Source organism: Enterococcus sp. LJL99 (genome assembly GCF_054871725.1).
The window spans coordinates 48,352-63,329 of sequence record NZ_JBTXLT010000011.1 but is presented as its reverse complement, the minus strand read 5'-3'; the positions used below and the strand labels follow the sequence as shown (position 1 = coordinate 63,329).

General features: G+C 33.6%; 17 protein-coding genes and 2 other annotated features. Of the genes, 5 read left to right on the top strand and 12 right to left on the bottom strand.

All coding sequences use genetic code 11. The features are described 5' to 3' along the window. Positions 1–62: 62 nt before the first annotated feature. Both ACYSNW_RS14755 and udk read right to left on the bottom strand, forming a co-directional pair. Complete coding sequence (locus ACYSNW_RS14755) at positions 63–692, bottom strand: DUF998 domain-containing protein (RefSeq protein ID WP_461745727.1); 630 nt, start codon at positions 690–692, stop codon at positions 63–65. A gap of 194 nt (positions 693–886) precedes the next feature. Then, positions 887–1,516, bottom strand: a complete 630-nt coding sequence (udk, locus tag ACYSNW_RS14750; RefSeq protein ID WP_461745725.1) for a uridine kinase — start codon at positions 1,514–1,516, stop codon at positions 887–889. Positions 1,517–1,746: 230 nt separating this feature from the next. On the opposite strand from udk, the gene ACYSNW_RS14745 reads away from it, so the two are divergent. Continuing rightward, a complete protein-coding gene (locus tag ACYSNW_RS14745; protein WP_461745723.1) occupies positions 1,747–2,202 on the top strand; it encodes a GNAT family N-acetyltransferase in 456 nt (151 codons plus the stop codon). 32 nt (positions 2,203–2,234) lie between these two features. On the opposite strand, the gene ACYSNW_RS14740 is transcribed toward ACYSNW_RS14745, so the two are convergent. Next, positions 2,235–2,918, bottom strand: a complete 684-nt coding sequence (locus tag ACYSNW_RS14740) for a YjjG family noncanonical pyrimidine nucleotidase (protein ID WP_461745722.1) — start codon at positions 2,916–2,918, stop codon at positions 2,235–2,237. A gap of 14 nt (positions 2,919–2,932) precedes the next feature. Continuing rightward, positions 2,933–3,670, bottom strand: a complete 738-nt coding sequence (locus ACYSNW_RS14735; protein WP_461745720.1) for a 16S rRNA pseudouridine(516) synthase — start codon at positions 3,668–3,670, stop codon at positions 2,933–2,935. Positions 3,671–4,002: 332 nt separating this feature from the next. Here ACYSNW_RS14735 and ACYSNW_RS14730 point away from each other — a divergent pair, with 332 nt between their 5' ends. Beyond that, complete coding sequence (locus ACYSNW_RS14730) at positions 4,003–4,620, top strand: 50S ribosomal protein L25/general stress protein Ctc (protein WP_461745719.1); 618 nt, start codon at positions 4,003–4,005, stop codon at positions 4,618–4,620. A 135-nt stretch (positions 4,621–4,755) separates the two neighbouring features. Here the strand turns inward: ACYSNW_RS14730 and ACYSNW_RS14725 are convergent, their stop codons facing one another. The 6 genes from ACYSNW_RS14725 to ACYSNW_RS14700 all read right to left on the bottom strand — a co-directional run bounded on the left by ACYSNW_RS14725 (position 4,756) and on the right by ACYSNW_RS14700 (position 8,878). After that, entirely contained in the window at positions 4,756–5,004 is a 249-nt protein-coding gene (locus tag ACYSNW_RS14725; RefSeq protein ID WP_461745717.1) for a GlsB/YeaQ/YmgE family stress response membrane protein, read from the bottom strand. 38 nt (positions 5,005–5,042) lie between these two features. Then, complete coding sequence (locus ACYSNW_RS14720) at positions 5,043–5,504, bottom strand: Asp23/Gls24 family envelope stress response protein (protein ID WP_461745715.1); 462 nt, start codon at positions 5,502–5,504, stop codon at positions 5,043–5,045. Positions 5,505–5,527: 23 nt separating this feature from the next. Further along, entirely contained in the window at positions 5,528–5,743 is a 216-nt protein-coding gene (locus tag ACYSNW_RS14715) for a DUF2273 domain-containing protein (protein WP_461745714.1), read from the bottom strand. Between the two features lie 12 nt (positions 5,744–5,755). Further along, on the bottom strand, positions 5,756–6,319 hold the full coding sequence (gene amaP / locus ACYSNW_RS14710) for an alkaline shock response membrane anchor protein AmaP (RefSeq protein ID WP_461745712.1): 564 nt from the start codon (positions 6,317–6,319) through the stop codon (positions 5,756–5,758). A 168-nt stretch (positions 6,320–6,487) separates the two neighbouring features. Then, the gene (locus ACYSNW_RS14705) at positions 6,488–8,131 is read right to left on the bottom strand and encodes a peptide ABC transporter substrate-binding protein (protein ID WP_461745710.1); all 1,644 of its coding nucleotides are present in this window, start codon (positions 8,129–8,131) and stop codon (positions 6,488–6,490) included. A 24-nt stretch (positions 8,132–8,155) separates the two neighbouring features. Further along, positions 8,156–8,878 carry a gamma-glutamyl-gamma-aminobutyrate hydrolase family protein gene (locus ACYSNW_RS14700; RefSeq protein ID WP_461745708.1) on the bottom strand — a complete coding sequence of 241 codons (723 nt, stop codon included), beginning with the start codon at positions 8,876–8,878 and terminating at the stop codon, positions 8,156–8,158. A 402-nt stretch (positions 8,879–9,280) separates the two neighbouring features. After that, positions 9,281–9,517: a binding site (T-box leader), on the top strand. 45 nt (positions 9,518–9,562) lie between these two features. Then, positions 9,563–9,801: a binding site (T-box leader), on the top strand. Positions 9,802–9,933: 132 nt separating this feature from the next. Here ACYSNW_RS14700 and ACYSNW_RS14695 point away from each other — a divergent pair. From ACYSNW_RS14695 to ACYSNW_RS14685, 3 genes are read left to right on the top strand one after another with little or no spacing between them, the layout of a single operon-like run. Beyond that, positions 9,934–10,575, top strand: coding sequence for an amino acid ABC transporter permease (locus ACYSNW_RS14695; protein ID WP_461745706.1), 642 nt, complete (start codon positions 9,934–9,936; stop codon positions 10,573–10,575). 30 nt (positions 10,576–10,605) lie between these two features. Beyond that, positions 10,606–11,241, top strand: coding sequence for an amino acid ABC transporter ATP-binding protein (locus ACYSNW_RS14690; protein ID WP_461745704.1), 636 nt, complete (start codon positions 10,606–10,608; stop codon positions 11,239–11,241). A 15-nt stretch (positions 11,242–11,256) separates the two neighbouring features. After that, positions 11,257–12,075, top strand: a complete 819-nt coding sequence (locus ACYSNW_RS14685) for an amino acid ABC transporter substrate-binding protein (RefSeq protein ID WP_461745702.1) — start codon at positions 11,257–11,259, stop codon at positions 12,073–12,075. A 306-nt stretch (positions 12,076–12,381) separates the two neighbouring features. On the opposite strand, the gene wrbA is transcribed toward ACYSNW_RS14685, so the two are convergent. Continuing rightward, positions 12,382–12,987: an NAD(P)H:quinone oxidoreductase type IV gene (gene wrbA / locus ACYSNW_RS14680; RefSeq protein WP_461745700.1), complete on the bottom strand. Its 606-nt coding sequence runs from the start codon at positions 12,985–12,987 to the stop codon at positions 12,382–12,384. Between the two features lie 163 nt (positions 12,988–13,150). Then, positions 13,151–14,737 carry a ribosomal protection-like ABC-F family protein gene (gene abc-f, locus ACYSNW_RS14675; protein ID WP_461745698.1) on the bottom strand — a complete coding sequence of 529 codons (1,587 nt, stop codon included), beginning with the start codon at positions 14,735–14,737 and terminating at the stop codon, positions 13,151–13,153. Between the last annotated feature and the right edge of the window lie 241 nt (positions 14,738–14,978).

Below are 14,978 nucleotides of genomic sequence, written 5' to 3'. Positions count from 1 at the left end.
TATTTTCTTATCTTTCAAACTTTTTTGAATCACAATTTGGGAAAATCCATCCCTGTTCATACCTATGCAATTGCCCATTTAATGGCAATTATCAAAAGAGGTAAATACAAAAAAAATAAATTGGCTCTTTGCCAAAAGCCGCGATAATGAATATCGATTCTACGAACTAGCGGAATTCTAGGGGAAGCAAAAAAAATCATACAAATACTAGATAAAGCAAAAATCACACTAACAATTTTTACCATCAAAAACTGTTGCTGTCTCGCATACAACATAACCAAAAGAAAAGTATTGATTAAAAGAGCTACAAACCCTACGCCAGATCCATAGTCATGTAAAGCACCTTGAATACTAAAGTTAGATGTTTCTACTCGGTCAAAAATAGCGGTGAAAATACAATCACCGATACCAAAAAGAACAATGGTAATTCCTATCCATAAAGCTATTGTGGGAGAAGTCGAATAAAAATGAGCATAGAAACTAGGCGCTGCTAAAATAAATAGCCCTCCATCGATTAATTGCCATATTTTAAAATACTTCTGAACAGGACTGCCAACTTCACCAAAATCACTAATCAACATCGTTCCTTGATTATAATTTGGATAAAGATGTGCAAAAATAACTGGAACCACAAGTTCACTAAAAATAGCTATAATCATAAAAAAGTAACCATAATTTTTCAAAAAGAACATTGTTACACCCTCCTTATTTTTCTACAAACAGATAGTTGAACTATCTTTTACTAGATCAACCTAACGTATCTATTTCATAGCATAATCGTATTTACACTATATTTTAGCTATCATTCACCCAAACCTGAAAAAAATAAGAAGAACCACAAAACTCAACAAAGAATTCTTATGGTTCTTCTTTCATTATTTATCAATTAAGCTTTATCAAGGACGTCTTTAATTTTAGTTGTAATCAAATCAATCGCAACATGATTTTCTCCACCTTCAGGTACAATGACATCCGCATACCTTTTAGTTGGTTCAATAAATTGATGGTACATCGGCTTAACAACCGACAAGTATTGACCAATCACAGAATCCAATGTCCGTCCTCGTTCATCCATATCTCGTTTAATTCGACGAATGATTCGAATATCATCATCGGTGTCTACATACAATTTAATATCCATCAAATCTCTTAATCGTTGATCTTCAAGAATCAAAATCCCTTCTAAAATGATTACTTCTTTTGGCTCTTGAATTACTGTTGCTGTACTTCTAGTGTGCTCAACATAATCATAAACTGGTTTTTCAATTGATTCATATTGGATCAACTTCTGTAAGTGTTCAATCAATAAATCAGTATCAAAGGCAAAAGGATGATCATAATTTGTCGATAATCGTTCCTCAAATTTTAAAGAACTTTGATCTTTATAATAAGAGTCTTGCTCCAACATCATGATTGAATGCTCCGGAAAATGATTAAAAATCGCTCGGCTAACACTTGTTTTTCCACTTCCAGACCCACCAGTAACACCTATCACGATTGGACGCTTGTTTTTCATTTAATTAAACCTCTTTCTTCCTGTCATAGTCAATCTAACCTTTTTCTATTATAATGGAAAGTGACAAGAAAGCTACTAATTTATAAGGATTTATAAATTTTTTTATTAAGAACTAGCTGAAAACTACGGAGGACTAAAAATTTTTCAATAATTGTCGTTGGAAATTTACTCATACCCTTGTTTCATTTGTACAAAAAAAGCAGTCATCTAAATAAATTCTGGAGGAAACAATGAACATAAAACCAATAACTACTATCACAGAAGACCACTTTTCTTTGCTTTTATCTGCCGATCCATCAAGAAAAATAGTTACTGACTACCTTCAAAGAGGCTTTTGTTTTGAAAAAAGAACAGCTACAAATAAATTAATCGGCGTTCTCGTTCTTTTGCCTACTCGACCAGAAACGATTGAAATCGTTAATATTGCTATTGATGAACAGTATCAAGCACAAGGTTTCGGCAAAGAGCTACTTGAATTTGCACTCCGTTTTTCTAAAGAAGAAAACTATAAATCAGTAGAAATTGGTACCGGTTCTACTAGTTTTGGTCAATTGTATCTTTATCAAAAATGTGGCTTTCGAATGGTCAGTATTGATACTGATTTTTTTACTCGTCATTATGAAACAGATATTATTGAAAATCGTTTGATTTTAAAAGATATGGTACGCTTACGACTAGATTTTTAAACAGCGTACCACTTAGTCATTTCAGCTTTGATTTAACCATGATTTAAGACTTGAAAAAGCTCGTCTAATTGTTGAATTTCAAAGTCTGGAAGGACCTCTTCAGTTGCTTTATTTTTATTAGGATTTAGCCACACGGTAGTAATCCCCGCTTGATTACCTCCTAGAATATCTGAGTTTAACGAATCACCAATAATCATCGTTTTTTCTTTTTCTAAATTAGGAATGCGATCAAAAACATAGTCAAAATATTCAATCATTGGTTTTTGAAAACCTGTTTCTTCAGATACAAAAATATCTTTGAAGAACGGTTCTAGCTTTGATTCTTTCAAACGCTTATATTGTGTTTTTGCTACACCATTTGTAACAATATATAAATCATATTCTGGCTGCAACTTTTCTAAAATTTCAAAGCTGTTTCCTAATAAATCATGACCTTCACTTAAATAATAACTATATTTTTCACCCATCTCTTTTCCATTCACTTGTTTTCCAAAACGATCAAACAAAAGGGCAAAGCGACCATCAACCACCTGAGATTTATCTACCTTACCTAATTCAAAATCACGCCATAATTGTTGATTTATTTTTTTATATGTCGCTTCAATTTCAGAAGTCAATGCTATTTTTTCATCTATAAATAATGAATTTAAAGCCTTCTTTTCTGCTAATTGGAAATCTAATAACGTGTCATCTACATCAAATAATAAAGTTTTCATGCCGTCACCCTTCGCTAATTTTTCTTTTTATGTGCAACAAAATAAGGGCGTAAAGCTTCCAATTCAACTTCGTTCAATGAACGATACGCGCCTCTTGCTAAATGAGGATCCAAAACTAAGGGTCCCATAGAAATGCGTTTTAAATAAACGACTTTTTTCCCCACCGATAAAAACATCTTTTTCACTTGATGGAATTTTCCTTCTTCAATGGCGAGAATTGCTCTGCTCTTTTCTTCAGCAGTAGATAAGATTGTTAATTTAGCTGGCTGGCAACGAACCCCACCATGAAAAACAATCCCTTCATTGAAACGTTCGCAATCAATTTCGGTCAAGCGTTCATTCACAATTACTTCATATTGCTTGATTACTTTTTTGCGTGGCTGTAATAACTGATAACCTAACTGACCATTATCTGTAAGCAATAATAGTCCTTCCGTATCTCTATCCAATCTACCAACTGGAAAAAGCTTTTGTTTCTGATCTTTTTTATCAATTAAATCAATTACAGTTTGATGTGCCTGATCTTTAACAGCAGTTACAACACCTACAGGCTTATTCAGCATATAATAAACATGATTTACTTGGCAAATTTTTTGTTTATTGACAAGGATAGTATGCAATTCTGGATCAACATTTTGACTTCCATCAATTGCTATAACGCCATCTACTGAAACTTGCTTCATTTGAAACAATCGTTTTACGATTTTCCGAGAACCCAAACCTTCTTGTTCTAACACTTTATCCAGTCTCATATCCGTACATTCCTCTTTTCAATAACTTTTTATTATACACGATTTATTGCTCAATTTAAATAGTTTTTATCGAATTCCTTGACTTAAAAAATAATAAGGAGTATGGTTAATATATAAAGTGAATAAGGTTTCTCAAAAACAGCGTAATGACCTGGGAGAGAACAAGCTACCATATGAAATTCCCCCTGGATAATTGTACGCAATTATTCAGGTTTTTTTTTAAGATTGTGATTAATTTTAAAATTTTATCACAACTTCTGTACTTTTCATCATGTTGCTTTTTTGTAGATAACCAAAATTGAATTCACTCAATTTAAGGAGGAATTTAGGTTATGTCAGTATCATTGGAAGTTAAAGAAAGAGCAGTACGTCCCCGTTCACTAAGAAATGAATTGCGTCATGCAGGTCAAATTCCAGCAGTCGTTTATGGTTATGAAATTGAAAGTACACCAATTTCAGTTAACGAAAAAGAATTGACAAAAATTTTACGCGATAATGGTGCAAATACAGTTATTACAATGACTGTTGGCGGTAAAAAAATCAATACTTTGATGTACAAAGCGCAATTGGATACATTTACTACACAAATGAAACATGTAGAATTCTTAGCAGTAAATATGAAGGAAGAAACTGAAGTTGAAGCAGAAATCGTGCTTGTTGGTGAATCTGTTGGTGTTAAAGCTGGTGGTGTGTTAGCTCAAAACTTATACAATGTTTTAGTTTCAGCAACACCAGATAAATTGCCTGAAAAAGTTGAAATCGACGTAACAGCTTTAGAAATTGGTGATTCAATTACAATTGCTGATTTACCTAAAAATGCAGATTACTCAATTATTACTGATGGTGAAGAACAAATCGTTGCCGTTACTGAACCTCAGGCAGCAGTTGAAGAATCTTCTGACGCTACAGTTGCTGAGCCAGAAGTAATTGGCGAAAAGGAAGCTGAATAATTAATCGTCTCTAAAAATAAGGTTGAGGCTGAAGTGATTTTCACTTCAATCTCAACCATTTTTTATACTTCTAAAAAAACAATCCTTCTATAACAACTTCAGTTGCCATAAAAAGATTGCTTATTCTTCGTTCTATTAAGAAAATCGTTTGGCAATAAATGAAAATATTGCAATACATAGAATTGCCCCAATTAAAGCTGAAACAATCGGAAAACCACCGATTACAGGACCAAAGTCCCCTAAAAGCCATGAACCAAGCCAACTTCCAATAAAACCAACGATAATATTTCCAATTACGCCTCCTGGAACATCTTTACCTAAAATCGCACCTGCAACTGCTCCTAAAACACCACCAACAATTAAAGACCAAATAAAACTAAACATATACATCCACTCCTTCACTCAATATCTTCAAAACAAATTTATTGTAGTTCTCTTGAATTACTGTCTTCTTTACTATCGTCTTCTTTTTTCTTATTTTGGAATTTTTCTTGATACTGTTCTTTAGACATAACATCATCAACATTCATATTGAATTCCACTACATCTAATCCTGTCATATTTTTCACTTCATCAGCGACTTTTTTTGTTGCAGTTTCAAAAACTTGAGAAATATTTTTACCATATTCACCAATTACGTCTAAATCAATAGCTACTTGTTTGGTTCCAACTTCAGCACTGATTCCTTTAGTGGGATTGTTTCCACTTGTAAATCGGTCAGTCAAGTTTGTAATGGCGTTGCCACTTAGTCCCAAAATACCCGGAATTTCAGATACAGCAATCCCTGCAATTTTTTTCACCACTTGATCATCAAATGTTAGTTTTGTCTTGATTCCATTTGTAGTTGTGTCTGTTTCATTGTTTTTTTGACTCATATTTCTCAACCTTTCTGTTTATTAATATATTTTTATCTTTCAAAAAAAGCTTGTATAGAAGCTATAATTGAAGAGATTGAACGTTGTTTATCTTTCAGCACTCCAAGAGCAAATCCTGTCCCGCCAAAGAGTATTAAAATAACTGTTTTCCAAAAACCAATCCACATAAATAAAATAGCAATTAAAATAAACAAACACGTACATATGATTTGATTTACATAAGGAGCTAAACGAGTAACTTTTTTCATCTATTTTCCTCCTTAAATCACGCGAGCTGCTTTTTTCCGACCAGTCAATAGCGATTGATCAGTTTTCATTTGTTTAAATACAACTTTAATTTCGCCAGTTTCTAACTTTGCCATTTTTGGTAAAGCGTAGGCAATTTGATTTTGAATCGCTTGTCCTTTTGCTTGTAGCTGAGAGTAATCGTTCGTTGAAACAATCACGTCAACGTTCACAAGCTGCTTTTTAGTCATCTGAACGTTGACCACAACATTCTCTGGTGCAACTAATTCATGAATTGAAGCTTTGGCAATTGCAGCTAGCGATTGCGGTGGAAAATTGATTTGACCTAATTCTTTTTCTAAACGCCAATTCTTTTTGACAATTGGTTTAGCAACAACAATCAATAACAAAAGAAGTATAAAAACTGTAACTACAACAAGTGTTCCTTGTAAAAATGGATAGAACCACTCGTACTGATTTAACAAGTATTGGAAAAAATAAGATACTGTATTTAAATCCTCCAAAAGAGAATACATTCCAACTAGTCCGAATAAACCAACTATTAAGATTAGTAGAATCATACTTTTAATAATTTTCATAGTAATCCCCTTCCAGCGAATTTGACACTCTTTATCTTTCTATATTTTATGTTAAACGTCTTTTAAAATAATTACAAAAGATATGCATTTATAAAAAAAATATAGAACAACGTCAAATTGACAATTGCTCTATATTCTTAAACATAAACACTTGACTAATCGGATAATCTATTCGACATAGGCTAAACGATAAGAAACTGTTCTTCCAAACGGAAATACTTGTAAATCTTTTAACTGGTCAGATTTTAAATAACCGATTGATCCTTGATACAACGGTAAAACAGCAGCATCTTTTTCTACCAAAGTATGCTCTAAATCAATTAATTTTTCCCAACGTTTTTCTGGTTCATTTGCAAGAGTAATTCGCGCTTCATTTAGTCCAGCATCATAATCGGTATTAACATACCCAGCTGTGTTGAGACCACTCTTAGAATCATAAAATTCTAAGAAATTAATTGGATCAGCATAATCAGGTGTCCACGTACCAAACACTAAATCAAAATCACCTGCTGTTTGTAAATCTAAACGATTTTGTAACGGTACTGATTTAAGTTTGATTTTTAATCCTGGTAAATTTTGTTGCAATTGGCCTTGAACATATTCAATCGTTTTCTTCGCTAATGCTGAATCTGCCGAAAGTAGTTCAAGTTCGATTTCATCTTTACCTAACTCTTTTTTCGCTGTTTCCCAGCTTTTCTTAGCAGCATCTAAATCATAAGGCAATAAATCGCCACTTTCTTTTCGGAAATCTTCTCCTGTTTCAGGATTTTTAGCAAAATCTTTTGGTACAAATCCATTGATAGCGGTCGATCCATCCCCTAAAATATCAGTAGCAAAGGTTTCTTTATCAATCGCTTGTTGAATTGCTTTACGAACATTCACGTTTCCTGTTATTTCACGTTTTTGGTTTGCGCTTAAATAACCAACCATTGCTTTTGGCACAAAATTAGCTTGTTTTGCATCTTTGTATTGCAAAGCATACGTATCAGCTAATGCAGTGTAGTCCAAATCACCATTGTCGAAAAGATTCGCTCCTGTACCGATTTCTTTAATTACTTGAACATCAATTGTATCAAGTTTTACGTTTTCAGCATCCCAATAATCTTTATTCTTTTTCAATTGCCATGTTTCACTGTTTCCATCCCAGCCAGAAATGGTAAATGGACCATTTCCGACAAAGTCATCGGTAGATGTTCCATAAGCCTCACCTTTTTCTTTTGCCAATTTTTCATTTTTAGGCATGAAAGGTGTTCCAACTAAAACTTGAGACAAATAAGGAATCGGATATTCTAATGTAAATTCTAGTGTTTGATCATCGAGAGCTTTCACTCCAAAATCATCTAAACTTGCTTGTCCTTCACGGATTTTACGTCCATTTTTAAAAATATCCATTTGATTGCTACTGCTTGATCCATATGCTGGATCGACTACATTTTTAAATGCATAAACAAAATCACCCGCAACTACTGGGTCTCCATTGGTCCATTTTGAATCCTTTAATTTAAAGGTATAAACTAATCCGTCTTCACTAACCGTTGGATCTTCAGCTGCAATTCCTAATTCAGGATCTTGATTTTTGTCCATTCGATACAAGCCTTCGACTACTTGTCCAATCATATCTGAACTATAAACATCTGTATAGTGCGCACTATCTAAGGTTGACAGTTCACCTCCAGATGCTACTTTAATCGTTTGTTCAACGGTGCTTTTACCATCAGTTGCTTTAGAATCATCGGTTGCACTTTTATTACTGCCACATGCAGCTAAAAGTAAAGTTGCTGTCAAAATGAGAACCCCAAATTTTTTCTTCATTTCTTTGTTTCCTCCCTTTTTTTCTTACAATTCTTGGACCGCATATCGAAAAATTGACATCTCTTGCTCCAAATATTCGTAAGCAAAATCAGGATGCCATTGCACGCCTAAGAATGTAATTCGTTTGTCGTTACTTTCTAAACCTTCTATTACGCCATCTTCACTATAAGCGGTCGCTTTGAAAGGCGAAGCTAAGTCTTTCACTGCTTGAAAGTGAAACGAGTTCACTTGAGCCTCTTCTCCATAAATATTACGCAATACACTTGCTTTTTCAGTTCTAATTTTATGAGTTGGAATTTGTCTCGGTACTGGCACTTGCATGTGAGCCACTGAACTATGACTGGTTTCACTCAAATCTTGGTATAGGCTACCGCCAAAAGCAACATTTGCTAATTGCATTCCGCGACACACCGCAAAAATCGGCTTATTTTGTCTAATTGCTTCTTGGATTAATTCTAACTCAAACGTGTCTCGCTCTTTTGCTAAACCCGCTTCGCCAACAAGCACTTCTTCACCATATAATTCTGGTGCAACATTTTGACCACCTGCAAGAATCAATTTATCAATTTGTGAAACATAAGCTCTAGCCATATCAGGGGTACCGATTGGTAAAACTAACGGTAAGCCACCTGCTTGATGGACTGCTTTTACATAACCTGCTGGAGTATATGTAATAGGTAAATTATACAGCGTTTCTCCAGCGTCAGCTATCTCATTTGCAGCAATGCCAATAATAGGTCGTTTCATTCAACATCATCCTTCTCTTATTAAACAATCATCAGCAATTGTGAAACAAATCATAGTCAACATAATAAACTATGACTCGATTGAGGTTGGGACAAAAGTGTTCTTTACTTTTGTCTCAACCTCCAAAAACAACTAGCTATTCTCAACAAAAGATTTATTTGGAAATTTTTCTTAAAAACTGATGATAATAGTTCTTATTTTACCAAATTTAGAGTAAAAAAGGTAGTTTAAAAGGTCTAGGTGCGATAGTTTTTAACTATCACCAATTCAACTTACTAAAAGTAACTAAGATTAGTTTACCGTATTTTTCACTAAACTGATAAAAATATGCTCAGACTTACACAATTCTGGTCTAAATTCAACATTTGACATTGACAGATAAAAAAACAGATGGTAAAGTATTAAAAAACGATGAAAAGAAGAGTAGTTTTATTTTTCTGTTTTAAGAGAGTCTTTGGTTGGTGAAAAAAGACCTGAATATAAAACGAAACACATCTTAGAGTTGATTTTTCGAACATTACTTTATAGTAGGAAAATCCGGGTTTGCCCGTTATTGCAAAAGGAGTCATTGACTTCATGAGACTATTACTGTGAAGTAATAGTAAATTAAGGTGGAACCACGAATTTATCGTCCTTTGGCATTTAGTTGTCAAAGGACTTTTTTTATTTTATTTAAATAAAATTATCGAACATATCAATGAAACAAGTAATCAATCTATTTTCTTGCCAGAGAGTTTTTCATTAAGCTGAAAGAAAAAACTAGAAAACATTGACGAACACATTCATTGCAGTTATTTTCTGAACTAACAGTAGGAATATACGGACTCACCGTTATCTGAGCGAATCTAGCTATAGATTCATTAAGGACACTATTGTGAGATAGTGTTAAATTGAGGTGGAACCACGAGATAATCGTCCTCTTGGCAATAATGCCAAGAGGCTTTTTTTATTTTTTCAAAACAAAAAGGAGTGACTAATCAAGGGGACAAAAAAGGAAAATTAGGAAAAAAAAGGGTTAAACAAAGGGATGATTACAAAAAAATGGAGGAAAAAAGATGAATTATATTTTAGAAATTTTGCCCGCACTATTAAGTGGCGCACAAATGACGTTAAAAGTATTTATATTTACACTATTAGGTTCGATTCCATTAGGTTTACTGGTTGCTTTTGCTTTACAAACAAAATTCAAGCCATTAAGTTTTTTGATTAATATTTATATTTGGTTAATGCGTGGGACCCCGTTATTATTACAACTTATTTTTGTTTTTTATGGCTTACCATTAATCGGTATTGTATTTGAACGATACGATGCAGCACTTTTTGCATTCATTTTAAACTATGCAGCTTATTTTGCTGAGATTTTCCGTGGTGGAATTCAAGCAATCCCTCAAGGTCAATATGAAGCAGCAAAAGTATTACGCTTAACTAAATTTCAAACAATCACTCGCATTATTTTGCCTCAAGTGGTAAAAGTGGTCTTACCTTCAATCGGGAATGAAGTCATCAATTTAGTAAAAGATACTTCCCTTATTTACGTTTTAGGTCTAGGAGATTTGTTACGTGCAGGAAAAATTGCCATGAGTCGCGATGTCACTTTAGTTCCTCTTGTTTTAGTCGGTGCGATTTATCTCTTGTTAACTGCTATATTAACACTAGCTGCTAAAAAATTGGAAAAACACTATCAATATTACAAATAGACCCTTACCGTTAAAATAGGAGGAAAAATAATGTTAGAAATCAAAAATTTATCAAAAAGTTTTGATGGTCGCAAAATAATCGATCAATTAAATTTAAGTATAAATGATGGCGAAATTTTATCAATCGTAGGACCATCTGGTGGAGGGAAAACAACTTTACTACGATGCTTGGCTGGGTTAGAAACCACCGATTCAGGAGAATTATTGATTGATAGTAAACCATTCAATCCCGTTGAAATGGACAATGCTGACCAAATCGTTGGTATTGTTTTTCAAGATTTTCAATTATTCCCACATCTGTCTGTTTTAGATAATGTCACTTTAGCACCCATTTTGGCATTAAAGCAATCAAAAGAAGCAAGTGAAACAGAAGCGAAGGAATTATTGGATAAATTAGGCTTGAACGGGAAAGAACATTTATTCCCTTACCAACTTTCAGGTGGTCAAAAACAACGGGTAGCTTTGGCGCGCGCTTTAGCGATGAAACCAAAAGTTTTAGGCTATGATGAACCCACAAGTGCTTTAGACCCAGAGTTGCGACAACAAGTGGAAGAATTAATTTTCGGATTAAAAACTCAAGGAATGACACAAATTATTGTGACCCATGACCTCACTTTTGCTGAAAATATTGCTGATAGCATCCTACGAGTAGAACCAGTCCAATAAGAAAGGAAGGAAGTTATGATAAAGAAAAAAAAGAGCCTTCTGATTTTATTTTGTCTACTTCTACCATTAATCATGATCGGTTGTGGCAGAAAAAAAACAGCGGAAGATCAGTGGTCTAGGATTAACGAAGAAAAAAGGATTATCGTTGGCTTAGATGATTCATTCGTACCGATGGGCTTTCAAAATAAAGCTGGAAAAATTATTGGTTTTGATATTGATTTAGCACGGGCAGTTTTCGACCTTTATGGCATCCAAGTCGATTTTCAATCAATCGATTGGTCAATGAAAGAAAATGAACTACAAAATCAAACCATCGATTTAATTTGGAATGGTTATTCAAAAACAGCGGAACGAGAAGAAAAAGTGCGATTTAGCGATGAATATATGAAAAATGAGCAAGTTGTTGTTTCCTTGAAAAAAAATAATATCAATAGTTTTGATGATATGGAAGGAAAAATATTGGGCGCTCAAAATGGTTCTTCTGGCTATAATAGTTTTGAAGAGCAACCAGACTTATTGAAAAAACAGGTCAAAGATCAAACGCCAATCTTGTATGATGGGTTTAATGAAGCCTTTATGGATTTAAAATCGGGACGAATCGATGGACTTCTAATTGACCGAGTGTATGCTAATTATTATTTATCTCATGAAGATAATTTAGCTGATTATAATATTGTCAGTGGTGATTTTGAAAGTGAAGCTTTTGCAGTTGGACTTCGAAAATCTGACAAAGAGTTAGCTGAAAAAATCAATCAGGGATTTGAAGAATTACGTAAATCTGGTAAATTAGCCGAAATCTCCACTGAATGGTTTGGTGAAGACGTAACAAAATAAAAAAGAGGTTGGGACAAAAGCGGTTAGCTCCGAGAAATAAGAAGGAATTTCCGAAAATTGCTCTTCAAATTTTTGGTAAATTTCGGCTTATTTCCGAAGGAGCTGCTTTTGCACCACCGTTTATCAGGTCATAAAACAATCGCATAGAATTGAGCAATTGGACGAATCAGCATTTATTGCGCTTTTTGCAATAAATGCTGATTCGGAAATTGCCGAGATTCTGATTGTTTTATGCCGTTTATTCGGTTTTAAAAGATAAAACAAAAGTATTTTTTACTTTTGTCTCACCCACTTTTTATTTCATTGTTAGTTTAGATATTTTGTTGTTACATCTACTAATCGTTTTACTTGATCTTCCACAGCTGCTTTTACTTCGTCAGCTTTCAATAAGTTTCCTTCTCCATCAACAGAAGCACTTGTTCCATAAGGATTTCCACCAGCCGCAAAGGTTGAAGCATTCACATAACCCGCTGGCACAATGATTGCTCCCCAATGTTGCATCACTGTATAAATTCCTTGAATCACTTGCTCTTGTCCACCATTTGGATTTTGAGCAGATGAAAAAGCTGTAACAAACTTATTCGCTAATTTTCCTTGTGCCCAAAGCCCACCTTGTAAATCAAAAAATTGTTTTAATTGACTGGCCATGACACCAAAACGTGATGGAGAAGAGAAGACATAAGCATCTGCCCATAATAAATCATCACTCGTCACTTCTGGAATTTCGTTTGTTTCATCGACTGTTTTACGCCATAAAGGATTTGAATCAATCGCTACATCAGGTGCTAATTCATGAACTTTTCTCAAACGAACTTCTGCACCAACTGATTCTGCCGCTTCTTTGGCCCACTGTGCCATTTTCACTCCTGTACCTGTTGAACTATAATAAGCAATCAATAATTTTATTGTCATGTTTTTTTCCTCCAATAGCAGTTGTTTTTTTCTATATCCCAATACTAATAAAAAGTAAGTAAACTTTCAAGTTATATGCTTACAAAAAGTAAGCAAGAAACCAAATGATTGATTTAACTACGTAAACAGCTGATTTATCAAAGAATTTTTGCCTCTGCATTTTCTATTTTCTTACTAGGATTTCGCTTTTTTTAATTTTTCCTTTCTCTATCAAAAGATAAGTTTGAAACATTTTCTCTAAGAAAAAACGATCATGAGAAACGACTATCAAGGTTCCTTCAAACAAAGTCAAAATCTCTTCTATTTCCTCTCTAGTATCAATATCCAAATGATTGGTTGGCTCATCTAGCAATAATAAATTGATTTCCTGCTGCATTAATTTAGCAAGTTCTAGACGAATCTTTTCACCACCACTTAAAAAACGGAGCTGTTTTGTGACATCTTCGGGATAAAAAGAATAGTTTGCTAGCCAATGTCGAGCTTCTTGCTCCACTAAAGAACAAGCATTCATCATTTCTTGTAAAATCGTCTGAGTTGGCTTTTCGTATTCAATTGTTTGAGATAAATACCCTATTCGTAAATTACTGCCCGTTTTGATCAGACCCACTGTGGGTTCAATTTCTCCTAAAATCATTTTTAATAACGTACTTTTACCTACACCATTTTCACCAATAATCGCCATTCGGTCCTGCCAATAAACTGAAAAAGAAACATTATCAAAGATCAATCGTTCATCAAATAATTGGGAAACTTGTTGAAATTGAAGAACTTCTTTTCCAGAACGATCTGCCTTTTTAAACCGACTCCTTAATTTTTTTTCATCTGTTTTTGGTTTGACTATTTGTTGAATTTTTGTCAATCGTTTTTCTAGCTCTTTCGCCTTTTTAAAAAATTTTTCATTGTCACTTTCGTGTCCCCATTGACGATAACGACGAATGGCTAGTTTGATTTTATTGATTTCTTTTTGTTGCTCTGCATAATTTTTTTGTAGACTCTCTAGTGCTACTTGCTTTTGTTTTTTATAACTAGAATAGTTCCCTTGATAGGTGACCAACTGGCCCAAATCTAATTCAATGATTTTTTCAGCTACATGATCTAGAAACAATCGATCATGGGAAATAACAATACAGGCCATTTGTTCATGTTTCAGATATCCTTCTAGCCATTCGATTCGCTCAGCATCTAAATGATTGGTTGGTTCATCAAGTAAAATTAAGTCATTTTTTTGAACCAATATTTTAGCTAAATTTACCAGCGTTTTTTCCCCACCACTCAATTCATTAAAATTACTAACTAATAAATGATTGATTTTTAAGCCATTTGTGATCATTTCTATTCGGCTTTCCATCATGTAACCACCTGCTTGTTGAAAAGCTTCTTGCTTTTGGCCATATTTAAGCAACAAATTTTCTAACTCATTTTCTTCACTGGTCATCTGCAGCTCTAAGTAGGTTAATTGCTCTTGCAATTCATTTAATTCCGTAAAAGTTGTCATCAAGTACTCTTTTACATTCAACGAGCTTTCCTCATGGATTTGCGCAAGATAGCCAATTTCAAGATTCTTTTTAAAACTAACCACACCACTATCGACATTCTCTATGCCAACTAAAATTTTTAGTAACGTAGATTTTCCAGAACCATTGGTACCGATAAAACCAATTTTTTCTCCTTCATTAATTTGTAAATCTAAATTTTCAAAAACAGGTACTGTACCATAATTTTTGGTTATTTTTTGTAGTTGCACTAACATCTTCTATTCTCCTCTTTCCACCATTCAGAAAGATTTACTATAAATATTCTTTTAGTTTTAAACATTTCCTTCATATTAATGGAAGCACAAAAAAAGCTGAACAACGATTGCTCAACCTTTTACCCAAATTAAATAATTTTTATCAAGAAAGTTACTCTATAACATGTTCTTTCAAAAAAAGAAAACTAACTTTCAACTTGTTATTTTAACTAACTACTTTTTTAGGTAAATAAGTCTGAAT